The 23,902-nt window shown below is 69.1% G+C and carries 29 protein-coding genes and 1 riboswitch; of the genes, 15 read left to right on the top strand and 14 right to left on the bottom strand.

The features are described 5' to 3' along the window. Genes ACAG25_RS12975 through ACAG25_RS12965 form a run of 3 tightly spaced genes read right to left on the bottom strand, consistent with a single transcriptional unit; the run spans position 1 to position 4,026 of the window. Complete coding sequence (locus ACAG25_RS12975) at positions 1-1,761, bottom strand: amidohydrolase family protein (protein ID WP_370488858.1); 1,761 nt, start codon at positions 1,759-1,761, stop codon at positions 1-3. Positions 1,762-1,772: 11 nt separating this feature from the next. After that, entirely contained in the window at positions 1,773-2,222 is a 450-nt protein-coding gene (locus tag ACAG25_RS12970) for a nuclear transport factor 2 family protein (RefSeq protein WP_370488857.1), read from the bottom strand. Continuing rightward, complete coding sequence (locus ACAG25_RS12965) at positions 2,212-4,026, bottom strand: amidohydrolase family protein (protein ID WP_370488856.1); 1,815 nt, start codon at positions 4,024-4,026, stop codon at positions 2,212-2,214. The genes ACAG25_RS12970 and ACAG25_RS12965 overlap by 11 nt, the downstream gene beginning before the upstream one ends. Positions 4,027-4,098: 72 nt before the next feature. Between ACAG25_RS12965 and ACAG25_RS12960 the strand changes: the two genes are divergently transcribed. From ACAG25_RS12960 to ACAG25_RS12950, 3 genes are all read left to right on the top strand, one after another. Beyond that, complete coding sequence (locus ACAG25_RS12960) at positions 4,099-4,998, top strand: dienelactone hydrolase family protein (protein ID WP_370488855.1); 900 nt, start codon at positions 4,099-4,101, stop codon at positions 4,996-4,998. 20 nt (positions 4,999-5,018) lie between these two features. After that, positions 5,019-5,411, top strand: coding sequence for a hypothetical protein (locus ACAG25_RS12955; protein ID WP_370488854.1), 393 nt, complete (start codon positions 5,019-5,021; stop codon positions 5,409-5,411). A gap of 80 nt (positions 5,412-5,491) precedes the next feature. After that, positions 5,492-5,932, top strand: coding sequence for a hypothetical protein (locus ACAG25_RS12950; RefSeq protein ID WP_370488853.1), 441 nt, complete (start codon positions 5,492-5,494; stop codon positions 5,930-5,932). Here ACAG25_RS12950 and ACAG25_RS12945 read toward each other — a convergent pair whose 3' ends face one another. Genes ACAG25_RS12945 through ACAG25_RS12930 form a run of 4 tightly spaced genes read right to left on the bottom strand, consistent with a single transcriptional unit; the run spans position 5,933 to position 8,365 of the window. Further along, positions 5,933-7,231 (bottom strand): cytochrome P450, encoded by a 1,299-nt coding sequence (locus ACAG25_RS12945; RefSeq protein ID WP_370488852.1) that lies wholly within the window; start codon positions 7,229-7,231, stop codon positions 5,933-5,935. Between the two features lie 17 nt (positions 7,232-7,248). Beyond that, positions 7,249-7,644: a hypothetical protein gene (locus tag ACAG25_RS12940; RefSeq protein ID WP_370488851.1), complete on the bottom strand. Its 396-nt coding sequence runs from the start codon at positions 7,642-7,644 to the stop codon at positions 7,249-7,251. A 41-nt stretch (positions 7,645-7,685) separates the two neighbouring features. Then, positions 7,686-8,147 carry an SRPBCC family protein gene (locus ACAG25_RS12935; RefSeq protein WP_370489005.1) on the bottom strand — a complete coding sequence of 154 codons (462 nt, stop codon included), beginning with the start codon at positions 8,145-8,147 and terminating at the stop codon, positions 7,686-7,688. Positions 8,148-8,155: 8 nt separating this feature from the next. Continuing rightward, positions 8,156-8,365 (bottom strand): hypothetical protein, encoded by a 210-nt coding sequence (locus ACAG25_RS12930; protein WP_370488850.1) that lies wholly within the window; start codon positions 8,363-8,365, stop codon positions 8,156-8,158. Positions 8,366-8,560: 195 nt separating this feature from the next. Between ACAG25_RS12930 and ACAG25_RS12925 the strand changes: the two genes are divergently transcribed. From ACAG25_RS12925 to ACAG25_RS12895, 7 genes are all read left to right on the top strand, one after another. Further along, positions 8,561-9,445, top strand: a complete 885-nt coding sequence (locus tag ACAG25_RS12925; RefSeq protein WP_370488849.1) for a cyclopropane mycolic acid synthase family methyltransferase — start codon at positions 8,561-8,563, stop codon at positions 9,443-9,445. A gap of 42 nt (positions 9,446-9,487) precedes the next feature. Next, positions 9,488-9,597: riboswitch (TPP riboswitch) on the top strand. Next, positions 9,589-10,215, top strand: a complete 627-nt coding sequence (locus ACAG25_RS12920; RefSeq protein WP_370488848.1) for an ECF transporter S component — start codon at positions 9,589-9,591, stop codon at positions 10,213-10,215. (Overlaps the previous riboswitch by 9 nt.) Continuing rightward, entirely contained in the window at positions 10,212-11,678 is a 1,467-nt protein-coding gene (locus ACAG25_RS12915; protein WP_370488847.1) for an ABC transporter ATP-binding protein, read from the top strand. Before ACAG25_RS12920 ends, ACAG25_RS12915 begins: the two co-directional genes overlap by 4 nt. After that, complete coding sequence (locus ACAG25_RS12910) at positions 11,675-12,421, top strand: energy-coupling factor transporter transmembrane protein EcfT (RefSeq protein ID WP_370488846.1); 747 nt, start codon at positions 11,675-11,677, stop codon at positions 12,419-12,421. Before ACAG25_RS12915 ends, ACAG25_RS12910 begins: the two co-directional genes overlap by 4 nt. Continuing rightward, a complete protein-coding gene (locus ACAG25_RS12905) occupies positions 12,411-12,959 on the top strand; it encodes a hypothetical protein (RefSeq protein WP_370488845.1) in 549 nt (182 codons plus the stop codon). The genes ACAG25_RS12910 and ACAG25_RS12905 overlap by 11 nt, the downstream gene beginning before the upstream one ends. Before the next feature lie 16 nt (positions 12,960-12,975). Beyond that, a complete protein-coding gene (locus tag ACAG25_RS12900) occupies positions 12,976-13,944 on the top strand; it encodes a threonine/serine dehydratase (RefSeq protein ID WP_370488844.1) in 969 nt (322 codons plus the stop codon). A 63-nt stretch (positions 13,945-14,007) separates the two neighbouring features. Then, positions 14,008-14,769, top strand: coding sequence for a L,D-transpeptidase family protein (locus ACAG25_RS12895; RefSeq protein ID WP_370489004.1), 762 nt, complete (start codon positions 14,008-14,010; stop codon positions 14,767-14,769). Positions 14,770-14,778: 9 nt separating this feature from the next. Here ACAG25_RS12895 and ACAG25_RS12890 read toward each other — a convergent pair whose 3' ends face one another. The 3 genes from ACAG25_RS12890 to ACAG25_RS12880 are packed head-to-tail and all read right to left on the bottom strand — an operon-like array spanning position 14,779 to position 16,833. Continuing rightward, entirely contained in the window at positions 14,779-15,198 is a 420-nt protein-coding gene (locus ACAG25_RS12890) for a lipoprotein LpqH (protein WP_370488843.1), read from the bottom strand. Positions 15,199-15,235: 37 nt separating this feature from the next. Next, a complete protein-coding gene (locus ACAG25_RS12885; protein WP_370488842.1) occupies positions 15,236-16,018 on the bottom strand; it encodes an acyl-CoA thioesterase in 783 nt (260 codons plus the stop codon). Between the two features lie 38 nt (positions 16,019-16,056). Continuing rightward, positions 16,057-16,833: a helix-turn-helix domain-containing protein gene (locus tag ACAG25_RS12880; RefSeq protein WP_370488841.1), complete on the bottom strand. Its 777-nt coding sequence runs from the start codon at positions 16,831-16,833 to the stop codon at positions 16,057-16,059. Positions 16,834-16,943: 110 nt separating this feature from the next. Here ACAG25_RS12880 and ACAG25_RS12875 point away from each other — a divergent pair, with 110 nt between their 5' ends. Further along, positions 16,944-17,243, top strand: a complete 300-nt coding sequence (locus ACAG25_RS12875; RefSeq protein ID WP_370488840.1) for a hypothetical protein — start codon at positions 16,944-16,946, stop codon at positions 17,241-17,243. On the opposite strand, the gene ACAG25_RS12870 is transcribed toward ACAG25_RS12875, so the two are convergent. Further along, positions 17,210-18,463: a cytochrome P450 gene (locus ACAG25_RS12870; RefSeq protein WP_370488839.1), complete on the bottom strand. Its 1,254-nt coding sequence runs from the start codon at positions 18,461-18,463 to the stop codon at positions 17,210-17,212. The two genes, ACAG25_RS12875 and ACAG25_RS12870, sit on opposite strands and share 34 nt — an antisense overlap. Positions 18,464-18,588: 125 nt before the next feature. Here ACAG25_RS12870 and ACAG25_RS12865 point away from each other — a divergent pair, with 125 nt between their 5' ends. Continuing rightward, entirely contained in the window at positions 18,589-18,984 is a 396-nt protein-coding gene (locus tag ACAG25_RS12865) for a hypothetical protein (protein ID WP_370488838.1), read from the top strand. A 3-nt stretch (positions 18,985-18,987) separates the two neighbouring features. Here ACAG25_RS12865 and ACAG25_RS12860 read toward each other — a convergent pair whose 3' ends face one another. Both ACAG25_RS12860 and ACAG25_RS12855 read right to left on the bottom strand, forming a co-directional pair. Beyond that, on the bottom strand, positions 18,988-20,118 hold the full coding sequence (locus ACAG25_RS12860; RefSeq protein WP_370488837.1) for a nitronate monooxygenase: 1,131 nt from the start codon (positions 20,116-20,118) through the stop codon (positions 18,988-18,990). Positions 20,119-20,171: 53 nt separating this feature from the next. Beyond that, positions 20,172-20,915 carry an HAD family hydrolase gene (locus ACAG25_RS12855; protein WP_370488836.1) on the bottom strand — a complete coding sequence of 248 codons (744 nt, stop codon included), beginning with the start codon at positions 20,913-20,915 and terminating at the stop codon, positions 20,172-20,174. 206 nt (positions 20,916-21,121) lie between these two features. On the opposite strand from ACAG25_RS12855, the gene ACAG25_RS12850 reads away from it, so the two are divergent. Then, entirely contained in the window at positions 21,122-21,508 is a 387-nt protein-coding gene (locus tag ACAG25_RS12850) for an STAS domain-containing protein (RefSeq protein WP_370488835.1), read from the top strand. Between the two features lie 46 nt (positions 21,509-21,554). Then, complete coding sequence (locus tag ACAG25_RS12845) at positions 21,555-22,001, top strand: ATP-binding protein (RefSeq protein WP_370488834.1); 447 nt, start codon at positions 21,555-21,557, stop codon at positions 21,999-22,001. Here the strand turns inward: ACAG25_RS12845 and ACAG25_RS12840 are convergent. Further along, entirely contained in the window at positions 21,998-23,074 is a 1,077-nt protein-coding gene (locus ACAG25_RS12840) for a diacylglycerol kinase (RefSeq protein WP_370488833.1), read from the bottom strand. The genes ACAG25_RS12845 and ACAG25_RS12840 overlap by 4 nt on opposite strands. Before the next feature lie 79 nt (positions 23,075-23,153). On the opposite strand from ACAG25_RS12840, the gene ACAG25_RS12835 reads away from it, so the two are divergent. After that, positions 23,154-23,900, top strand: a complete 747-nt coding sequence (locus ACAG25_RS12835) for a glucose 1-dehydrogenase (RefSeq protein ID WP_370488832.1) — start codon at positions 23,154-23,156, stop codon at positions 23,898-23,900. Positions 23,901-23,902 lie beyond the last annotated feature (2 nt).

Raw genomic sequence — 23,902 nt, 5'->3', positions numbered from 1 at the left:
TCAGCGCACCCCGCGCAGCAACCGGCCCGGGCGGGCACCGGTGTCGGCACCGTGCCGGCGGGTCACCACGCCGCTGACCACGGTCGCGTCGTAGCCCGACGCGCTCTGGATCAGCCGCCGGCCGCCGGCGGGCAGGTCGTAGACCATCTTCGGCACGTCCAGTTGCAGCGCCGCCATGTCGATGACGTTGATGTCGGCTTTCTTGCCCGGCGCGATCACACCACGGTCGGACAGTCCGAAAAGTGTTGCGGTGTCCAGGGTCTGCTTGCGCACCACGGTCTCCAGCGAGAACTTGGGTCCGCGGTGGCGGTCGCGCGCCCAGTGGGTCAGCAGGAACGTCGGATAGGACGCATCACAGATCAGCCCGCAGTGCGCGCCCCCGTCGGACAGGCCCGACACGGTGCCCGGGTGCGACATCATCTCGTAGATCGCGTCGTGGTTGCCGTCGGCGTAGTTGAAGAACGGCAGCATCAGCATGGCCGTCGCGTTGTCCTCGAGCATCAGGTCGTAGAGCACGGCCAACGGGTCGGCGCCGGTCCGTTGAGCGATCGCGGCGACCGTCATGTCGGGCGTCGGCTCGTAGTCGGGCGGATTGCCCATCGGGTAGATCCGGTCGAGGGAGTACTGCACCAGCGCGAACAGCCCGTCGAACAGCGGAATCGGCTGCGGCGGAAGGTCGCTCTCGGAGAGGATCGCCGCGCGCACCGCGGGCTCGGCCAACTTGGCGGCGAGTTCCTGCGGCCCGAGCTGCGCCTTCAGCGCGCGGAAGGTGGGCCGGTGGGTGAAGGCGTGATATCCGGGGAATCCGAACAGCATCCCGAAGGGACGCGCCGCGAACTGGCCGTACACCGCGATCCCGTTGTCGTGCGCCTTGCCGATGCGGTCGAGCTGCTCGCGGTACAGCGTCGGCGCACCTCCGGTCTGCAGCAGCGTGAACGACACAGGTCTGTCGATGTCCTCGGCGATGCGGGTCAGCAGATCGAGTTCGGTCAGCGAGGCTGCGTCGTTTTCGCCCGCGGTGCCGGCCGGGGAACACTCGAAGACCGCCTGGCCACCGGCCGCCATCGCCCGGCCCAGCCCGAGCAGCTCCGCCTCGACGGCGTAGGTTCCCGGCATCACGGTGCCGTCGAGCGCACGGTGGGCTTCCGTGCGTGACGTCGAAAAGCCCAGCGCCCCAGCCTCGATCCCTTCTCTGACGATCCGCGCCATCGCGTCGATGTCCTCGGCGGTGGCGTCCTCGTTGCGCGCGCCCCGTTCACCCATCACGTAGCCGCGCACGGCGCTGTGGGCGATCTGGGTCCCGTAGTCGATGGCGAACTGACGCTTGTCGATGGCGTCCAGATACTCCGGGAAGCTCTCCCACTGCCAGGTAATGCCCTCGGCCAGCGCCGATCCCGGGATGTCCTCGACCCCTTCCATCAGCTCGATCAGCCACTGTTCGCGGCCGGGCCGAACCGGCGCGAACCCGACGCCGCAGTTGCCGCCGACCACGGTGGTCACCCCGTGCAGGCTCGACGGTTCCAGCGTCTCGTCCCAGCTGACCTGTCCGTCGTAGTGCGTGTGCACATCGACGAATCCCGGAGCGACGATCCGACCGGTCGCGTCGATGGTCTCGGCGGCCTCGGTCTGCAGCCCGGCATCGTCGCCCTCGCGGCGGCGCACCTCGATGATGCGACCGTCCTTGACGCCGACGTCGGCGCGGAACCGTTGCGCGCCGGTACCGTCGACGACGGTTCCGCCGGTGATCTTCACATCGAGCATGGGACTTCCTCTCAGACCAGGCCGGTCGCGTCGAACATCCAGGACATGTCAGCGTTGGCGAAGTCCTCGAGCCAGGTCGGGGGCGCGTGGTTGGCCAGACCGGCCATGTCCCAGTAGTCCTTCCACAGCGTGATCTTGCCGCCTTCTACCCGGTGTACGGACACGAACGGCAGAAGTGCGGATTCACCACTGTCCCAACGCCATTGCTCGCTGTGCTCGTACATCACGTCGGTGCCGTTGGTCACCATGAGGCCGGGGAAGTTCTCGTAGGCCGCCAGCGGTTCGATGCCGATCTTGAGCCGTTTGACGATGTCGGCGGGACCACGGGCGGCTGCGGCCGGCCCGACCGGCACGTCGAGGTAGATGCAGTCCGGGGACAGGAACGTCTGCACGCCGTCCCAGTCGCGGGCCGACAGGGCGGCCCACATGCCGGTGACCGTGGCCTCGAGATCAGCTGACATCGGCCAGTTCTCCTTCCTGAGCCGCGAGGGCGGGGGTGTGCTCGCCGGCCCTCAGGAACTGTCCGGTGCGCCGCCGGCCGAGCACGCCGGTCGGCTTTCCGCCGGTGAAGACCGCCCGGCCGCCGACGAACACCGCAGACACGGTGTCGTCGTTGCGGTTGACCATGCGGGACAGCCCGCCGTAGATGTCGACGGCCTCTTCGGCGTAGTCGTCGAGCGTGCCGTCCAGGTGTTCGGGGTCGACGATGACCAGGTCGGCGCGGTCACCGAGGCGCAGATGGCCGGCGTCGATGCGGTACCAGTCGGCCAGTTCCCCGGTGAGCCGGTGCACCGCGTGCTCGACCGTCATGAAGGGTGTGCCGGCCCGTTCGGCGTCGCGCACATGACGCAGCAGCCGCAGTCCCATGTTGTAGAACGCCATGTTGCGCAGGTGGGCGCCCGCGTCCGAGAAACCCATCTGCAGGCCGGGATCGACGGCCATCGCACGCAGTGCAGCCGGCCGGTGGTTGGAGATCGTGGTGCGCCAGCGCAACGACTTTCCGTGTTCGACCACCAGGTCCAGGAATGCGTCGACCGGGTGGATGTCGCCGCGCTCGCGACCCACCTGGCCGAAGGACTTGCCGACCACGGAAGCGTCTGGGCAGCCGACGATCTCGGCGTCGAAGAAGTCGCGCTGCCACACCCGGACGCCGAGCTTGTTCTCGTAGTCCTTGCGGAACCGGCGGCGGTAGTCCTGGTCGCGCAGCATGTCGTTGCGTTCGAGTTCGTCCTTCAGGTGCAGCGCGGCCTCGCCGGATCCGAACTCCTCGAAGATGACGAAGTCGATGCCGTCGGCGTACACCTCGAAGGGCACCGGCAGGTGTTGCCAGCGGAAGTCGCCGCCCAGCCGGTTGGCCAGCCGCGCCATCGGACCGAGCGCCCGCCAGGCCAGGGGGTTGGTCTTGACGTCGGCTGCCGACAGCAGGCTGGTCTTCAGTGGGGCACGTCCCAGCCCCAGCGACCGCAGCAGGTGCACTCCGATGTTGGCGGGGTTCTCGATGTCGGGCGCGGACTGCAGGACACGGCCCGAGCGGCGCAGCAGAGCGGCCAGTCGGCGTCGTTCGGTCCGGTGGGCATAGGTCGACGGGAGTGTGCGGGACCGGCACACCTCGCCGTCGAGCTTGTCGAAGCGCAGTTCCATCGACGACATGCCGAGGAATCCGGCACGCAGCGCGTCGACCAGCATGCGCTCCATCCGGAGTTGCTCACCGGGGGAGGGCGTCACCTCGGAACGCGTGGCGCGGTCGAGGCCCATGGTCGCCGCCCGCATATCGGAGTGGCCGAGGAACGCCGCGACGTTGGGGCCCAGCGGCCGCGCCTCCAGCGAGTCGATGTAGTCCTCGGGTCCGGACCAGTTCTGGTGGCGCTGCACCGCGGAGATGACGTGGTCGCGGGGGATCGCCTCGACCCGGCCGAAGATGTCGCCTGCGGTGACGGGGTCGACGTGCACGGTGGACAGCGAGCAGGATCCCACCACCACGGTGGTGACGCCGTGGCGCAGCGATTCCGACAGCGCGGGGCCGTCGAGCACCTCCACGTCGTAGTGGGTGTGGATGTCGATCATGCCGGGCAGCACCCACTTGCCGCGCGCGTCGATCACCTGGCGGCAGCCGGTGGCGTCGAGGGCGTCGGCCCTGATCGCGACCACGTGGCCGTCGCGGATACCGAGGTTGCGCACGGCCGAAGGACCGCCGTTGCCGTCGAACCAGCGGGCTCCGCTGATGATCGTGTCGTAGGTCACAGCCTCATCGAACAGCGCATGCATACAGGTGTCAACAGATCGGGGGATTTGTCTACTCGCGCCTGGGGGCGCCGTCCCGCGCGGATAATCGGGGCGGTGACGCCGCTGCAGCGCTACATCGCCGAAGAGATCGCCACCGACCACGTCGACGGCCTGCTGTCGCGGCGAGAGGCTCTGCGCCGCCTGGCCCTGCTCGGTGTCGGCACGGCCGCGGCGACGGCGCTGATCGCCGCGTGCGGGCGCGGCGACGACCCCGCGGCCCCGACGCCGTCCGGAGGTCCCGACGGCGCACCGCCACCCGGCATGGACGCGGCCCGGCCGACCTCGCCGGTCCAGTGGGACGGACCCGACTCGACGCTGCAGGGTGCGTGGGCAGAGGCGCCCGATGCGCGCGGCGCCGTCCTGGTGATCCACGAGAACAAGGGACTCAACGATTGGACCCGCTCGGTGGCCGGGCGCCTGGCCGGTGCCGGATATTCGAGCCTGGCCATCGATCTGCTCTCCGCGCAGGGCGGTACCGCGACATTCGCCGATCCCGCGGAGGCCACCGCCGCGCTGGGCGGACGCGAGCCCGCGTCGATGCTCGCCGACATCCGCTCCGGGCTGGCCGAGGTGGCCCGCCGGACCCCCGATCGCCGGGTTGCCGTGATCGGGTTCTGCATGGGCGGCGGCCTGGTGTGGCGCCTGCTCGATGCCGGCGCCCCGGAAGTGGCGGCGGCGCTGCCGTTCTACGGACCCACCCCCGAGGATCCGGACTTCTCCCGTTCCCGCGATGTCGCGGTGCTGGCGTTCTACGGCGCGCTCGATCAACGGGTCAACGCCACCGAACCGGTCGCCCGCTCAGCCCTGCAGGACGCCGGCCTGGTGCACGAGATCGTGATCGAACCCGACGCCAACCACGCGTTCTTCAACGACACCGGCGACCGGTACGACCCGGCCGCCGCGCGCGACGCGTGGCGCCGGTCGCTTGACTGGTTGTCCACGCACGTCGGTTGATCCGCGACTACGATCAGCGCATGTTGCGGGGTCTGGGCCTACTGGCAGCCATCGCCCTGACCGGCGGTGTGGTTGCCGCGCCGGCCGTTGCGCAACCTGCGCCCGCCCCCTGCGCCTATGTCCTCAGCCCGCCTCGACTCGTCGACGTCGACGGCACCACCATGGTCACCGCCACAGTGGACACCGGAGCCTGCGACGGTGCCGTGACCTACCAGACGATGGTGTGCCTGCAGCCCACCGGCGGCACCGGCCCCGGCCAGTGCGCACAGGGTCGCGGCATCCTGCCGGCACAGGTCTTCGCTCCGCACCGGGCCGGTACCAGCTATACGGCCACCGGACGGGGCTGTGCGTTGCGGGGTAATCCGCCGCAGTCGTTCTGCGTGGAACCGCAGCCGTCGACCGTCACGCTGTGAGCGTTTAGTCCGTCGGCCGCGAGGGCACCCGCCGAATCAACGAGGTCGTCAACACGCGGCCCGGGATCGGAGGAGCCGAGATGGACAACACCGTCTGGATCATCGTCGCCGTCGTCGTCGCGCTCATCGTGCTGGGCGCGGTGGTCTTCCTCGCGGGTAAGGCCCGCCACCGTCGCCGCGCCGAGGAAGCCGACCGCATCCGGCAGGAGGTCGCCGAGGACAGCCGCCGCGTCGATCGGCAGGCGGCGCTGGCGCAGGAGGCCGAGGCCCGTGCCCGGGCAGCCCAGGCCGAGGCCGATGCGAAGGCCGCCGAGGCCGCCCGCCTGGCCGACACCGCGGCCAGCCGTCGCCAAACCCTCGACAGCGCAAAGGAACACATCAGCTCGCGCCTCAGCGAGGCCGACGAACTCGACCCGCGGGTGGGACGGGACAAGAACGACCCGAACGACACCCACGGTGCCACGGTCACCGATCAGCAGCGGGGCGCCGATCGGATGCGCCCCGACGTCACGCAGCGCTGATCAACTCCGCGGCGGGGTCCAGGCCACCGGCAACCGTTTGATCCCGTGGATGAAGGCCGAGTGCAGCCGGTCGGGTTCGGCCGTCGCGGTCAGGTCGGGGACCCGGCGGTGCAGTTCTTCGAACGCCACGGTGATCTCGCGACGGGCGAGGTTGGCGCCGAGGCAGAAGTGGGCACCACCGCCGCCGAACCCCAAGTGCGGGTTGGGGTTCCGTCGCACGTCGAACGTCCACGGATCGGCGAACTTGGCTTCGTCGCGGTTGGCTGACCCGTACCACAGTGTCACCTTGTCCCCGGCCGGGATGCGCACGCCGCCGAGTTCGACGTCGGCGGTGGCGGTGCGGCGCATGTAGGCCACCGGCGAGGCCCACCGCACGATCTCCTCGACCGCGGTCGGTGCGACCGCGGCGTAGTCGGACCACCAGGCCTCGCGCTGGTCGGGGTAGCGACTCAACGCCAGCACGCCGTGGCTGATGGCGTTGCGGGTGGTCTCGTTGCCGGCGACGACGAGCAGGATGAAGAACGACGCCACCTCCGCCGACGTGAGCCGCTCACCGTCGAGCTCGGCTTCCACCAGGGCGGTGGTCAGGTCGTCGGCGGGATGGCTGCGTCGGGTGTCGGCGAGTTCGGACGCGTAGGTCCCGATTGCGATGGCCACCGACATGAACTCGTCGAAGTCGGTCGCGATGTCGGGGTCACCGAAACCCAGGATCACGTTGGTCCAGTGGAAGATCCGTTGATGGTCGGCTTCGGGGATGCCCATCATGTCGCAGATGATCTGCAGCGGCAGCGGCCCCGCCAGCGCGGTGACGATGTCGGCCCGGCCGTCGGGATGGTCGGCGATCATCGCCTCGACGAGGCGGCCCGCACGGTCGCGCACCGAGTCCTCGATGACCGCCAGCACCCGCGGCGTGAACGCGCTGCGCACGATGTTGCGCAACCGGGAGTGCCGGGGATCGTCCATCGCGATCATCGACCCGAAGTACTCGGCCAGCTCGGGTGTCTGGTCCCCGATGGTGATACCCAGGGCCGAGCTGAACAGTTCGGGATGGCGGCTCGCGTAGTGGATGTCGTCGTATCGGGTCAGCACCCAGTGCCCGGCGACCTCGGCGTCCGGGTCACCGACGAACGCCTCATGGAACGAGATCGGGGCTTCGCGGCGCAGGGTGGCGAATGCGCCGTCACGCACGTCGTCGTCGAGTCCCCAGAAGTCCCACGAGCTCAGGTCCACGTCGCCTAGCGCGACCTCCGGCGGTGCGGCGCCGTTGGTCCGCGGGACGATTCCGGTGTCGGAGGTCATGCGGACCCAGCGTAGCTTCAGGGCCGGGACTCGTGCCCTTTTCTGCCCTCGGTGCGGCGGTCCTCTTTCATCCGCGACTCGTGCAGGTGCCGGGCGCCGCCGACCAGTTCTTCGCGCACCCGTCGTTCGTGGTCGCGGAACACCTCCCAGTAGGTGTCCTCGAACTCCTCGACGATCTGGAACGTCCAGCGCCCTTCGAGCACGTTGCGGCCGACGAGCTCGGATTCCAGTCGTTCGGCCACCGCCTCGTTGCCGGTGTCGCGCAGCATCTCGGCCGCCTCACCGGCCAGCAGGTCGGCCCGGCCCATCAATTGGTGGAAGGAGTACAGGTGTCCCCGCGCACGCTCGAGGTACTCGAGCCCCTCGGTCAGCTTGCCGACGGCATCGACGACGTCATCGCTTGGCTCAGTCACCGAGGTCAGATACCCGGCCACCACGGCGGGCAATCACGGGGTCATTTTTCGACGACGGCCTTGATGCGCTCGAGGGTCTTGCGCATGTCGCGCAGGTTGCGCCGACGGCGGAGCTGCCCGCCGAGCACGGCGTAGACCGACATCAACGGGCTGGGGTTGAGGTGGAAGGACTCCGTAACCTCGGTGTGGCCGAGGTCCTGCGCGGACGGGTCGAGCCGGTAGTGCCAGTTGTTGACCGCCCGGTCACCGACGAGCACCTCGAAACCGAACTCGCGGCCCGGTTCGCAGGCGGTCACCCGGCAGACGGCCCAGTACACGGGCCCGATCTCGTTGCGGCGGACGTGTCCGCGGAAACGGGCACCCAGCGCCGGCCCGGTGGCGCCGTCGAGCCACTCCGCCTCGAAGGTCTCCGGGGAGAACCGACCGATGTTCTCGACGTTGGCGATCAGGTCCCAGATGCGGTCGGCCGGGGCGGCCATCGTGACCGTCACCGAACCGCGCAGCGGACTGGTCAACGATCGAATTCCGAGTCGTCGTCGGTCGGGACGACGATCGACTGGTCGATCAGATCGGCTTCGCTGGCCTGCCAGTCGCGGCGACCGGCCACCCGCTGCGCCTCGGACCAGACCGTGGTGTCCTCGGTATCGTCGACCGGGAGATTCTGATCGACGACGTCGGCCTCCGGGGCGTCGTCGAACGAGCTGGGATCCGGAGTTGTCATCGTTCCCTCTCTTTCGCTGACGTGCGCGGACTCCGTCCACGATAGGCCTGCTCGACGGTACCCGCCCGATCCGGTCGCCTGCGATGGACGCCGTACCATCTCCGGTATTGTGCGTAACTGCGCAACGACAACACGGGTCCTCTAAACCGGCGGGGCCGCCAATCTTTAAGCATCTCGATTGGAAAGGCTTGCGACTTGCCAGAAGCCAAAGACGGGGCACGCGACCTGACCCCGCATTTCGAAGACGTCCAGTCGCACTACGACCTCTCCGACGAGTTCTACCGGCTGTTCCTCGATCGCACGCAGACCTACAGCTGCGCCTACTTCGAGCGCGACGACATGACCCTCGAAGAAGCCCAGATCGCGAAGATCGACCTGTCGCTGGGCAAACTCGGTCTGCAGCCGGGGATGACGTTGCTCGACGTGGGATGCGGCTGGGGCGGAACCCTGCTGCGCGCCATCGACGAGTACGACGTGAACGTGGTGGGGTTGACGCTGAGCCGCAACCAGCAGGCACACGTGCAGCGCCGCCTCGACGAGCACCCGAGCCAGCGCTCCAAGCGCGTCCTGCTGCAGGGCTGGGAACAGTTCCGCGAGCCCGTGGACCGCATCGTCTCGATCGGCGCGTTCGAGCACTTCGGCCGCGACCGCTACGACGACTTCTTCTCGATGGCCTACCAGGCGCTGCCCGATGACGGCGTGATGATGCTGCACACCATCGTCAAACCCGACGACGACGAGTTCAAGGCGCGCGACCTGCCGCTGACGATGACCAAGATCCGCTTCTTCAAATTCATCATGGACGAGATCTTCCCGGGCGGGGATCTGCCCCAGCCGAACACGGTGCGCAGCCACGCCACCAAGGCCGGCTTCACCGTCGCCCGGGTGCAGCCGCTGCGCCTGCACTACGCGCGCACCCTCGAACTGTGGTCGGCGGCGCTGGAGGCCAACAAGGACGAGGCCATCCGGGTGCAGTCGCAAGAGGTCTACGACCGCTACATGAAGTACCTGACCGGCTGCGCGGACCTCTTCCGCGAGGGCTACACCGACGTCTGCCAGTTCACGCTGACCAAGGCGTAGTCAGCGCCGCGGGCCCGGCGGTAGGACGGTACCGTTGGAGCCGACAACCCACACGGGAGCGCACACCCATGCGCTGAGAGGACGGCTCAGGGCCGTCGACCGTATGAACCTGACCGGGTAATGCCGGCGTAGGGAGTGAAGCGATGGCCGACGTCCGTTCCGAGAATCCGATGAGCAGGCCGTCGTACCGCTGGCGCGTGGTCGACATCGTGGTGGCCAGCGTCCTTGCCGTCGCGTCCGGTCTGGTGTTCGTGATGTGGAACGTCGCGTCGAACCCCATCGGCGCCCCGCTGGGCGCGCTGCTGCCCGGCCTGCAGGCGCTGTTGGGCGGCGGCTGGTTGTTCGCCGGGGTGCTGACCGCGCTGGTGATCCGCAAGCCCGGCGCGGCGCTGTACGGCGAGCTCGTCGCCGCGACGGTGTCCGCGCTGGTCGGCAACCAGTGGGGGGTGCTCACCCTGGAATCCGGTCTGGTGCAGGGGCTGGCCGCCGAGCTGGTGTTCGCGGCGTTCCTGTACCGCCGATGGACGCTGCCGGTCGCGGTCCTCGCCGGCGCGGTGGCCGGTCTGGCACTCGCGGTCAACGATCTCCTGCTGTGGTATCCCGGCGCGGCCGCGGCGTTCGCCACGATCTACACCGTGTCGGCGATCGTCTCCGGCGCCCTGCTGGCCGGCGCCCTGTCGTGGTACGTGGTGCGCGCGCTGGCCGAGACGGGCGCGCTGTCGCGCTTCGCCTCCGGGCGCACCGCAGCTCGCGGCGGCGCGGTGCGATGACCGGCGGGGTCGCCGTGCGCGCCCAGGGCTGGCACTGGCGGCACGCGGGTCGCTCCGCCGCGGCGATCCGGGGTCTGGATCTGGCGATCGAACCGGGGGAGCGGGTCCTACTGCTCGGCCCCTCGGGTTCGGGCAAATCGACTCTGCTGCAAGGACTTGCGGGGCTGCTCGGCGGCAGCGAGGACGGTGACGAGTCAGGGCGGTTGCTGGTCGACGGCGCGGCACCGCAGGACCGCCGGCACCGCATCGGCATGGTCCTGCAGAACCCGGATTCGCAGGTGATCCTGTCCCGGGTCGGCGACGACGTGGCGTTCGGGATGGAGAACTTCCGCACCGAACGCGACGCGATCTGGCCCCGCGTGCGCCGGGCGCTGGCGGCGGTCGGTCTCGACGTGCCGTTGCGCCGGGACACGTCCCGGCTCTCCGGCGGCCAGCAGCAGCGCCTCGCGCTGGCAGGGGTGCTGGCCATGGACCCCGGCCTGATCCTGCTCGACGAGCCGACGGCCAATCTCGATCCCGCCGGCGTGGTGGAGGTCCGCGACGCGGTGGCCGCGGCCGCCGCGCACACCGGGGCCACCCTCGTGGTCGTCGAACACCGCACGCAGGTGTGGCTTCCCGTCGTCGACCGGGTGGTCGTGCTCGGCGCCACCGGCGAGGTGATCGCCGACGGGCCACCCGAGCCCACACTGAGGCAACAGCACGACTCACTGACGCGCGCCGGCGTCTGGCTGCCCGACGTGCCGCTGCCGTCGGTGACCCGCGACCGCCGGCCCGCAGACCCGGTACTCGACGCCGTCGCCCTGACCGCTGCCCATCCCGGCGGGCCCGGCACGCAGCCGCTGGACTTCACGCTGCGCCGCAGGTCGGTCACCGTCGTCACCGGCCCCAACGGTGCGGGAAAGTCCGCACTCGCCCTTTCGGTGGGCGGGCTGCTGCCCCCGCGCGGCGGAACGCTCGAGGCGCACCCCGGATTCGCGCCGGCGCCCGGCCGGCGTCGGCCGGTGGACTGGAAGTCGCGGGACCTGTTGACCCGCATCGGCAGTGTGTTCCAGAACCCCGAACACCAGTTCCTCACCGCGAGTGTGCGTGCCGAACTGGCGCTGGGTCCGCGGGCGCTCGGCCACCGTCGGGATCGGATCGACCGGACCTGTGACGCGCTGCTGGACCGGCTGCGACTGAGCACACTCGCCGACGCCAACCCGTACACATTGTCCGGCGGCGAACAGCGACGGCTGTCGGTGGCCACGGTGCTGGCCACCGCACCGGCGGTGATCGTCCTGGACGAACCGACGTTCGGGCAGGACCGCACGACGTGGGAGGAACTGATCTGCCTGCTCGCCGAGATCGCCGACGACGGAACCGCGGTGGTGGCGATCACCCATGACACCGACTTCACCGACCTGCTCGCCGACCAACGCGTCGAGTTGTCCTCGCCCGCTGTGGCCGAGAGGGCCGACCGGTGAGCCGGATCAATCCGGTCGCACGGCTGGCCGCGGCACTGGTCATCGCCGTGGGACTGGTGCTCAGCCTGGACTGGGTGTCGGCAACCACCGCGCTGGCGTTGGAGTTGATCCTGTTCCTGGCGTTGCGGATCCCGTTGCGCCCCTTGTTGATCCGCGGGTCGATGCTGGTGGTCTTCGCCGGGCTGACCGCGCTGACCATCCTGCTCTACGGCGAGCCGAGCGGTGTCGTGCACTGGCAGTTCCTGCTGATCACCGTCAGCGACGGCTCGGTCGAACTGGCGGTGGCCACGTTCCTGCGCGTGCTGGCCATCGCGCTGCCGTCGGTGGTGCTGTTCATCGACACCGACCCGACCGAACTCGCCGACGGCCTGGGGCAGGTGTTGCGGCTGCCCGCGCGCTTCGTGCTCGGCGCGTTGGCGGGGCTGCGCCTGGTCGGGCTGCTGCGGCAGGACTGGCGGTATCTCGGCTACGCCCGCCGCGCGCGGGGCGTCGCCGACCAGGACCGGCTGCGGCGCACCGCCGGCCAGGCATTCGCGCTGCTGGTCTTCGCCGTCCGGCGCGGATCCATGCTGGCCACGGCGATGGAGGCCCGGGGGTTCGGCGCGTACCCGACCCGCACCTGGGCCCGCCCGTCGCGGTTCGCGGGCGCCGAGATCGCGGTGATCGCCGCAGGTTCGGTGATCGCCGTGACCGCGATCGCCGTGTCGGTACACACCGGACACTGGAATTTCATTGGTTCCTGACGACCTCGCGCGCCGACTCGACGGCACGGAGGCACGCACCGTGCTGATCGGCGGCCGCTCCGGGTCCGGCAAGTCCACCCTGGCGACGATGCTCACCGCCCGGTGGGTGGACAGCGTCGTGGTCACCCTCGACGACATCTACCCCGGCTGGGACGGCCTGGCCTGGGCCGTCGAGCACGTGCACGACGAATTACTGACGCCCCGCGCCCACGGCAGGACGGGCCGGTGGCGGCGCTGGGACTGGGTCCTCGAGGCACCGGCCGAATGGCACGCCGTGGCCCCGCAGCAGCGGCTGATCGTCGAAGGATCCGGAGCCCTGACCGCCGCCAACCGGTCGCTGGCCGACCTGGGCATCTGGATCGAGGCCGACGACACCGAGCGCAAGCGCCGCGCGTTGCTGCGCGACGGCGACACCTACCGCCCGCACTGGGAACGCTGGGCTCGGCAGGAAGACGCGTTCCTCGCGGCCCACCATCCGCGTGCGGTCGCCGACCTCATCGTGTTCAACGGCACCGATGGGTGGCGCTGGTCGACCTGACGGGCAGACTCGGGGCATGCAGCTTGTCACGATCGACGACGTCCGGGCCGCGGCCGAGCGCATCCGCCCCCACGTGGTGCGCACCCCGCTGCTGCCGGCGCTGTGGGGCGACGCGGATCGCAGCCTGTGGATCAAACCGGAGAGCCTGCAGGCCATCGGGGCGTTCAAGGTGCGCGGCGCGTTCAACGCCCTCTCCGTCCTGCGCGCCGCCGACCCCGACGTCTCCGACGTGGTGGCGTACTCCAGCGGCAACCACGCCCAGGCCGTGGCCTACGCCGCACGGACCTTCGGCCTGCGCGGCCACATCGTGATGCCGGAGGAGACACCGTCGATCAAGGTGGACGCCACGCGCAGACACGGGGCCCGGGTGGTGCTCTGCAGCGCCGGAGCGCGCGAACAGGTGGCCGACGAGGTCGCCCGGGACACCGGCGCGGTCATGATCCCGCCGTTCGACCATCCGGATGTCATCGCCGGGCAGGGCACCGTGGGCCTGGAGATCGGTGAGGATCTGCCTGAGGTGCGTACCGTCCTGGTGCCGGTCAGCGGCGGGGGCCTGTGTTCGGGGGTCGGGGTCGCGATCCGCGCGCTGTGCCCGCAGGCTCGCGTCGTCGGCGTGGAACCCGAACTGGCCGCCGACACCGCCGAGGCGCTGCGCGTCGGTCACCGGGTCGACTGGCCCATCACCGACCGCAACCGCACCATCGCCGACGGGTTGCGTTCCCAGCCGTCGGACCTGACGTTCGCGCACCTACAGACCGTGGTCGACGAGATGATCACCGTCTCCGAGGACGAGATCCGGTCGGCGGTGGCCGACTTCGCGCTGCGCGGCCGGTTGGTCAGTGAGCCCAGCGGCGCTGTCGCGTTGGCGGCCTATCACCGCGGAGTCACGCCGGACGGGCCGACGGTGGTCGTGCTCTCCGGTGGCAACATCGAGCCCGCGGCGCTGCGCGAGTATCTCGCCGCCGGGCCGCACCGATATCGGTGAAACGATCACCGTGGTCGCGGCGATAGGTAACTATCGGAAAATCCGGGTAAAAAGGAGGTTGTGCTGAGACCTCTGCAGCAAACCGCGCTGATTTGCGCGGCACTGTTGACCATCCTCGTTGCGGCCGTCGCGCCGGCAGCGCCGGTGTCCCACGCCGCGGTGTCGCTGCCGCGCCCGGTGCAGGTTTGGCCCGCGCCGGGCCAGACGGTCGGTGTCGCCCATCCGGTCACCGTCACCTTCCGGTCCGCACCGGCCGACCGGGAGGTCGTGGAGCGCTCCTTCGAGGTCCGCGCCGCGGGCGCGCCCACCCCGGCACCCGGATCGGTGACCTGGCTCGACGACCGGACCGTGGAGTTCACCCCGGACGGGTTCTACCCCGCCCATTCACGCATCGACGTGCGCGCCGACGGCCTCTCCACGAGCTTCCAGACCGGCGCCGCCGTAGTCAGTGTCGCCGATATCAGCGCGTACACCTTCACCGTCAGCATCGACGGTGTGGTGGCCCGGCAGATGCCGGCCTCGATGGGCAAGGCGAAGTTCCCGACGCCGGTCGGCCGCTTCACGGCGCTGTCGAAGGAACGCAACGTCACCTTCGACTCGCGCACCATCGGCATCCCCCTCGACGACCCGGAGGGCTATCTGATCAAGGGGGAGTACGGCGTGCGGGTCACCTGGGGCGGGGTCTACGTGCACTCCGCACCGTGGTCGGTGGGTTCGCAGGGCTACGCCAACGTCAGCCACGGTTGCATCAACCTCAGCCCGGACAACGCCGCCTGGTACTTCGACACCGTGCGGATCGGCGATCCGATCATCGTGCAGGCCTGACGGCCCCGCTCAGCAGTCGGTCTGGATGCGGAACTCGGCGCTGACCGCTTCGTTGGGCTTCTCGGTGAAGTTGCCGTCGGCGGTTCCGGTGATCGTGTAGCGCCCGTTCTCGCCGCTGACCTGGGCCTCGCCGACGTTGTCGGTCCAGAACGAACCGGTGAAGCCGCCGAAGTCGTTGAACTGGACGGACTGTGCGGTCATCGGTCCGCTTGCGTCCAGGATCGCCGAGAAGCTCCCGGTGTCCCCGGGCGTCTCGATGAACCACGACCACCCGGACTGGTGACACCGCACCGGATGCGCACCGTTGACGGCCTGACCGTCGATCGTGACAGTGGCCGTGGTTCCGCCCAGCGCGGGCTCCGGGCTCGAGCACCCGGCCAGACAGAGGGTGAGGCCGGCGGCGGCTGCCAGGACTTTGCGGCGCGTCATGAGGTCCGACTCTATTCGGTCGGGCCCCCCGACAGCGTCAGATCCGCCAGAGCGATTCCTGTGCCACGCTCGCGACCAGCGTCCCGTCCTCGTCGACGAGCGATCCGCGGGCCAGACCGCGGGCGTCGTGGTGGCTGACCGCCTCGGCGTCGTAGAGATGCCACCGGGCCACGTCGACCGGCCGGTGGAACCACACCGCGTGGTCGAGACTGGCCGCCCCGCCCGGCCCCGGCGACGACGCCCGTCCGGGTGGGCGGGCGACGGCGACGAGGCCCACGTCGGAGATGAAGGTCAGGGCGCACGCCTGCAGCACGGGATCGTTCTCGACCGGTTCGCGGCTGCGGAACCACATGGGCTGCACCGGCCATTCGTCGAGGCCGGTGCTTCCGCAGCGCACCTCGAAGTGGTCGGCCCAGGTCTCCGGGATCCCGGTGACGATGGTGGCGTCGGCGAGCGCGAAACCGGAATCGTTCGTGCGCTGCCAGTCGGTGGTCGGCTCGTCGCGGTGGAACGAGGCCAGCATCTCGAAGATCGGCACGCCGTCCTGGCTCGCGGTGATCCTGCGGGTGTTGAAGGATTTGCCGTCGCGGGTGTTCTCGACGACGTACTCGATGTCGACGCCGACCCGGCCACCCTTGATGAAGTAGGCGTGCAGCGACTGCGGCAGCCGCGTGGGGTCGACGGTCGCGCCGGCGGCGGCCAGCGCCTGTGCGGCGATCAGCCCGCCGAAGAGCCGACCTTCGGTCCCGAAAGATGCTGTGGAGCGGAAGGTTTCGCCGTCCCGCTCGAGACGGACGAGGTCTGCGATCCAGCTCGGCATGACCCTCATCGTAGAGAGCAGCTTTGCTGCGTCCGCCGTCACCCCAGCGCAGCGGCGGTCTGCTCGTCTGCCGGCAGGAAGGCTTCGATGCTCAGTTCGGCGGCGGTGAGGTCGAGCGCGGTGCCGAAGGTGGTGACCGTGCTCAGGAACTTCAGCCGGCGACCGTCGGGGGTTTCCAGGTCGAGCGGGACGGCGACTTCGCCGAGGTCGGGTCCGTCGTCGAAGCCGCCGGGGTAGGAGGTCAATTCGTCGGCCAGTGCGGCGAGTTCGGACAAGCCTCCGGCGGCGGCCTCGCGGCGCAGCCGGCTCAGCAGGTGGGTGCGCCACTGCGCGAGGTTGCGGATGCGCGGGGCCAACCCTTGCGGGTGCAGCGCGATGCGCAGGGCGTTGGGCGGGTCCAGCAGAACCGGGTCGACGCCGTCGAGCAGCACGGCGGCGCCGGGGTTGGCCGACAGGATGGTCCAGGTCCGGTCGACGGCGATGCACGGGTAGGGCTGGTAGGCGTCGAGGACCTGCTGTACCCCGGCGCGGACGGCCGCCATGTCCGGTGCGTCGAGGGGTCGTTCGGTGTAGGCGGGTGCGAAGCCCGCGGCGGCGAGCAGACCGTTGCGCGCTCGGGGCGGGATGTCGAGGACCTCGGCCAGGCGCAGGACCATGGCACGCGACGGGGTCGAGCGACCGGTCTCGAGGAAGCTGACGTGCCGGGCGGAGACTCCCGCCGCGATCGCGAGATCGAGTTGGCTGCGCCGGCGCAGCGCCCGCCACTGCCGCAATTGCTCACCGAACGGGTTCGGGCGGGGGTCCGGCGCGGCCATACCCGTCAGTCTGACGCGGCCCGCGCGGCCAGACCACTACCTCCCAGGTAATTGCGACGACTACCTCGGGCAGGAATCGTGGGTGGTGGAGCACTCGGGAAGGAGTTGCCATGTCGGACAACGTGATTGCGCCCCGGGCGCCGGTTCCGCGGTGGCTACGGGTGGTGTTGATCTGTGACCGGGCCGGCTCGGCGTGGTACATCGGGGCGGGGTTCTTCTTCGCACCGGTCCTCATGCTGGTCTCACCGTGGCCCGCGCTTACCGCAGCGCTGTGGGTGGTCATCGCGTTGGCCGGACTGTGGTTGGGATTGCTCGGCATCGCCATGGCCACCGGTCTGGCCCTGGTGCTGCGCTCCAACGCCGAGATCCCCGAGGACTACTGGCGCACGATCATCGACTTGCCGGCGTAATCGACCTGCCAGTGTTTGATGCCGTTGAGCCATCCCGAGCGCAGCCGGTCGGGAGGTCCGAGCGCGCAGAGGTCGGGGATGTGGTCGGCGATGGCGTTGAACATCAGCTCGATGGTCATGCGGGCCAGATTCGCCCCGATGCAGTAGTGCGCGCCGGTACCACCGAACCCGACGTGCGGGTTCGGGTCGCGCAGGATGTCGAACGTGTACGGATCGTCGAAGACCTCTTCGTCGAAATTGGCTGACCGGTAGGACATCACGACGCGCTGCCCCTTCTTGATCTGCACCCCGGACAATTCGACGTCCTCCAGCGCGGTGCGCTGGAACGACGTCACCGGGGTGGCCCACCGGACGATCTCGTCGACGGCGGTGGCGGGCCGTTCCCGCCGGAACAACTCCCACTGGTCGGGGTGCTCGGTGAACGCGATCATCCCGTGGGTGATGGAGTTGCGGGTGGTCTCGTTGCCGGCCACCGCGAGCAGCACCACGAAGAAGCCGAACTCGTCGTCGGAGAGCTTGTGGCCCTCGACATCGGCTTCGATCAGCTTGGTCACGATGTCCTCACCGGGTTGCTCGGCACGCAGGGCGGCCAGCTCCATCGCGTACATGATCAACTCGGTCGCGGCGCTGCGGTTGTCGTAGTGCGCGAACTCGGGGTCGTCGTCGCTGACCATCTGGTTGGACCAGTCGAACAGCTTCTTCCGGTCCTGCAGCGGAACGCCGAGCAGCCCCGCGATGGCCTGCAGCGGCAGCTCGCACGAGACCTGCTCGACGAAGTCGCCGACCCCGTTGGCCGCCGCGGTGCGCGCGATGTCCTGAGCCCGGCGGTCGAGGTCGGCGCGCAGCCGTTCGACGGCGCGCGGCGTGAACCCCCGCGAGATGATCTTGCGCAGGTGGGTGTGGTGCGGGGCGTCCATGTTGAGCAGGACGTACTTCCCGGTCTCGATCTGCTCGCCGGTGGAACCCTCGGGGTAGCGGGGCAGCGCCGTCTTGGCCAGGCTGGAGAACACGTCGCTGCGCTTGGAGATCTCCTTGACGTCGCGGTGTCTGGTCACCAGCCAGAAGCCGCCGTCGTCGAATCCGCCTACGCCCCTGGGTTGTTCGTTCCACCAGATCGGTGCGTGACGGCGAAGTTCGGCGAGTTCCTCGACCGGCAGCCGGTCGCGGTTGAGGTCGGGATCGGTGAAGTCGAAACCGGGCGGGAAGGTGGGAGTCGCCATGCGTGGCTCCTTAAACCGACAGCGGGCCTACCGCATTGCTACACCACCGACCGGCGTCGTGTAACGAAATCGGCGCGCGAAAGGAAGCACAGGGTGACAATGACGGCGACCCGAAAGGAGTCTCGGTGAAGTTGCGACGCGATGCGGCCTCGACCGGTCTGATCGGCGCGGCGGTGACCGCTGCCTTTTTGATGTGGGCTCCCGCCGCCGCAGCACAACCGGGTTCGGTGGAACCGGTACCTCCGCCGCCCGCCCCGGGTCAGCCGGTGATCACCAGTGCCGCCGCACCCGCCGAGGGCGTTCCGCATCTGCCCAGCCCGGACAACCTGCCGCCCGGGACCTCGACCACGCCGGTGTCGCAATCGCGGCTGGACTACCTGCGCGACCTGTGGCACGCGATGCGGACCCAGGAGGTCAGCGGCGCCGACGCGCTTCTGCTGCTGACGCAGCGACCGCTGAGCTCGGGGCCGCAGGTGATGCAGCCCGTCGCCCCGCCGCCGGCTCCGGCCCCGGCGCCCTGACCGTCAGACCGACGCCGCCTCGTTGAGCTCGTTGAGCGTGTTGGTGGCCTCGAGGTACTCCTGCACCCAGCGCTCGATGACGGTCGCGGTCTTCTCGACCTTGGTGAACTGACCCACCACCTGACCGATCGGGTTGAACGCGACGTCGACGGTCTCGTTGGGGTACTTGTGCGTCGCCGCGACGGCCATGCCGGAGACCATGTACTGCAACGGCATTCCGAGCGGCTTCGGGTTGTTCGGGTCCTCCCACGCGTCGGTCCAGTCGTTGCGGAGCATCCGTGCGGGCTTCCCGGTGAACGACCGGCTGCGCACGGTGTCGCGGCTGGTGGCCTTCGCGTAGGCCTCGTGCTGCACGGGGGTGTTCTCCGACTCCTCGACCATCACCCACTGCGAGCCCGTCCAGGCCCCCTGCGCTCCGAGCGCCAGCGCGGCGGCGATCTGCTGGCCGCTGCCGATGCCACCGGCGGCCAGCACCGGGACCGGGGCGACCTCCTTGACCACCTGCGGCCACAGCACGATCGAGCCGATCTCGCCGCTGTGCCCGCCGGCTTCGCCACCCTGGGCGATGATGATGTCCACCCCGGCGTCGGCGTGCTTACGGGCCTGTGACGGCGAGCCGCACAGTGCGGCGACCTTGCGGCCCTCGGCGTGGATGTGGTCGATCATGTCCTTCGGCGGGGTCCCCAGTGCGTTGGCGATCAGCGTCATCTTCGGGTGCCGCAGCGCCACCTCGACCTGCGGGGTGGCGGTGGCCTCGGTCCAGCCGAGCAGTTGCAGCGCGTTGTCGTCGAGGTCGTCGACGGGTACGCCGTGGTCGGCCAGGATCTTCTTCGCGAAATCCAGATGCTCCTGCGGGACCAGCGCGTTGAGCGTCGACTTGAGCTCGTCGGCCGACATGTTCGCGTCCATGCCCTCGTATTTGTTGGGGATCACGATGTCCACGCCGTAGGGGTGGTCACCGATGTGCTCATCGATCCAGTTCAGCTCGATCTCGAGCTGTTCGGGGGTGAAGCCCACCGCTCCCAGCACACCGAACCCGCCGGCCTTGCTGACCGCGACCACCACGTCGCGGCAGTGGGTGAACGCGAAGATGGGGAACTCGATACCCAATTCGTCGCACAGGGGAGTATGCATAGTCCGCTCCTGGTGAGGCTATAGGCACGTATGACGTCAAACTGAAACGTGTTCTACTTTAGTACACCACGGCGGGGCCGCGGCATCCGCAATACGGGCCAACCCTTTTCGGCTGCGACCACCGCGAGCCGGCGCCGCGGATTGACCGGATGCGGATGTCCGACCAGTCCCATCAGGGCGATGTCCTCCTCGCCGTCGGCGTAGAAATAGCTGCCGGCCAGGTCGATCTCGCGGTCCACGCAGAACTGTTGCACGGCCAGCGCCTTACCCCGGCCCCACACGACGGGCTTGACGATCGCGCCGGTCAGACAGCCGTGCTCGTCCACCTCGAAGTGGTTGCAGAGGACATGGTCGATCTCGAGATGACGTGCCACCGGTTCTGCGTGGATGGTCAGCGCCGAGGAGCTCAACACGACCGTGTGCCCGCGCCGCTGGTGGGCCAGCACGATCTCGTGCATCACCGGGAACACCCGTGAGCGCACCCGCTCGGCGAACAGGCGCGTGCCCACGGCGTCGAGCGCGGCCAGCGAGTCGCCGCGCAGGTATCCCGCCGCGCGGGCCAGCAGGTTCTCGAACTGCACCCGGCCGAACCGGTACCGCATGGCTGCTTCGATGACACCGAGGACCTCACCGAGGCGGGCCTGGCGGCGTCGGATGCGGTCGCCGGCGTGCGCGGTGGCGGTGATGCCGTCGACCAAGGTGCCGTCGAGGTCGAAGAACGCACCGACGCGGGGCCCCGGGGGACTGGCCTCGATCGCGGCGATCAGCTCGACCGGATCGGCGGGGTCGGCCGTCACATTCGACTCCTCGGTCGGTGCGTCGCTGCTGTTGACCCGCCATGCTACGGGCGGCCTGAACGGTCCTGGTTTAATCTGACCCCGGTCGCCGCAGACGACCACGGTAGTTTGGTCCTTGCCGGGTTCAGGATGCAGCCTGCGCGGGTGGCACGCTCAAGTGCGCAGCCGTGCTTCTGCACGAAGCGGCCTGACATGGAAGGTGAACATTGGACGAGCAAGCAGCCGAAGGCGCAACCGCCTCATCGGGGGCATCGAACTGTGTCGTCACCGAACGGTGGGTCGATCAGGTAGCGGTGGTGGCGGTGTCCGGGGTGGTCGACATGCTCACGTCCCCGCAGTTGGAAACCGCGATCGACGCCGCGCTGGGTAAGAATCCGACCGCCGTAGTGATCGATTTCACCGACGTCGAGTTCCTCGCTTCCGCGGGCATGGGCGTGCTGGTCGCCGCACACGACAAAGCAGGCTCTGACGTGGCAATAAGCGTGGTGGCCGACGGTCCGGCCACCAGCAGACCGCTGAAACTGGTGGGCATCGCCGACATCGTCAGCCTGTATCCGAGTCTGGACGAGGCGCTCGCCTCCCGCGGCGCCTAGACGAATCCGCATAGGAACGTGCGTGTTGGGGTAGCCACGGACTGCCATGATCGATTCCATGCCGCCGGCTGAGGTAGCCAATGCAGAACGCTTTGAGCGCTTCGGCCTCGACGCCGACGCTCTGGCCGTCGCGCAGGCCCGCCAGGACTTCGCGCAGTGGCTGCAGCGGTTCTTCGACCTCGACGCCGTTCGGTGCAGTGACGTCGTCCTGGCCATCAACGAAGCGCTGGCCAACTCCGCGGAGTTCGCCTATCTGCTGACCGACCGTCCCGGCACGGTCGACATCCAGGGTGTCCACGACACCACCGCGCAGACGCTGACGGTGACCGTCAGCGATCGCGGCCATTGGCGCACTCCGCAGCCCGGTCCGGCGCCCCGGACCCGCGGCCGCGGCATCCCGCTGATGGAAGCGCTGTCCGACGAGTACGAGATCGACAAGTCGCCGGAGGGGACGCGGGTGCGCATGGTGTGGCACCGCGTCGGCAGACGCTAAGCCGGTCGGTACACACCCTTGCCGGTGCACAGCGGCAGATCCAGGGTCGTCCGGATGCCCGCAGGCGCAGCGAGGATGTCCGGGATCGAATTCACGATGCGGCCCGCCGCGGCCAGGATGGCCGCGTAGTTGTGGTCGCCATTGCAGCTGGTCGGGCAGATGTCCATGACGTAGGACGGCTCGCCGGTGATCTCGACACGGTAGGAACCGCCCCCCTGCGCGGGTTGCGCCCAGTCCGGTCGTAGGTCACCGCGCAACCGCGTGATGTGTTCGACCACGATCGCCGACCGGCCGTCGACCTTGCCCTCGATCAGGAAACGGACCGCGGCGACGGTGCCCTTCTTGATCGTGCCGACGGCGACGTCGAAGTCCTCCGGCGCGGGTTCCTGTTCGACGGAGTCGGCGATCTCGTCGATCTCGATGCCCAGGCCGGCGGCCAACTGACGGATGCCGACGCCCCACGCGAGGCTGAGCATGCCGGGCTGGTACAGGAAGGGCAGGTCGCCGATCTCGTTACCGAAGCCCATCACGTCGAACATCACCGTCGCGCCGTCGTAGCTGGCGTAGTCGGCGATCTCCATGGTGCGGATCTGTTCGACGTGCTGGCAGGTACCCGCCAACGCCAGCGGCAGCAGATCGGTGACGAAACCCGGGTCCACACCGGTGATGAAGATGCTCGAATTCCCTTGCTGCGCAGCAGCTTCGATCCGCTCGATGGAACGGTCGGGGATCACTCCCCACGGGTACTCGAGGCTCACCGGCGACGAACCGACCACGTCGATGCCCGCCTCGAGGAAGCGACGCACGTCGGCGATCGCCTCGCGCATCCGTACGTCGCCCATCGCGCAGTACACGACGCAGTCGGGTCGGGCCTCGATGATGGCGTCCATGTCGGTGACGGCGGTGACCCCGGTCGTCACGCCCAGGCGGGCCAGTTCACCGGCATCCCTACCGGCTTTCGCCTCCGAGGAGACCCATACTCCGGTGAGGTCGAACCGGTCGTCCTCGATGAGTTGACGCAACGTCAGACTGCCGCAGTTACCCGTCCCGATCTGTGCCACGCGAATCGCCATGGCCAGCAGTATGCGTGCTCGGATTTCAAATAGAAACAGGTTCTAGTTTGTGTCTACCGGTGCGGTAGCCTGACGCCCCATGGGACGCGTGGACGGAAAAGTGGCACTCATCAGCGGCGGGGCGCAGGGCATGGGCGCTGCCGATGCCCGGGCGTTGGTCGCCGAGGGCGCCAAGGTCGTCATCGGCGACATCCTCGACGAGAAGGGCCAGGCGCTGGCCGACGAGATCAACGCCGAGACCCCTGATTCGGCGCGCTACGTCCACCTCGACGTCACCCAGTCCGATCAGTGGGAGGCCGCGGTCGCCACCGCGGTCAACGACTTCGGCAAGCTCAACGTCCTGGTCAACAATGCCGGCACGGTGGCGCTGGGCATGATCGGCCAGTTCGATATGGCCAAGTGGCAGAAGGTGATCGACGTCAACCTGACCGGGACCTTCCTGGGCATGCAGCATTCCGTGGAGGCGATGAAAGCCGCCGGCGGGGGTTCGATCATCAACATCTCGTCCATCGAGGGTCTGCGCGGCGCGGTCATGGTGCATCCCTACGTCGCCTCCAAGTGGGCCGTGCGCGGTTTGACCAAGTCGGCCGCACTGGAACTCGGGGCGCACAACATCCGCGTCAACTCCGTGCACCCCGGTTTCATCCGCACCCCGATGACCAAGCACTTCCCGGACAACATGCTGCGCATCCCGCTGGGCCGGCCGGGCCAGCCCGAGGAGGTCGCCACCTTCGTGGTGTTCCTGGCCAGCGACGAGTCCCGCTACTCGACCGGCGCCGAATACGTGATGGACGGCGGCCTGACCAACGACGTCCCGCACAAGTAGCG

It is taken from the genome of Mycobacterium sp. pV006 (assembly GCF_041287115.1).
Taxonomy (GTDB): Bacteria; Actinomycetota; Actinomycetes; order Mycobacteriales; family Mycobacteriaceae; genus Mycobacterium.
The sequence above is the reverse complement of the archived record's forward strand: the minus strand, read 5'-3'. Positions and strand labels throughout refer to the sequence as shown.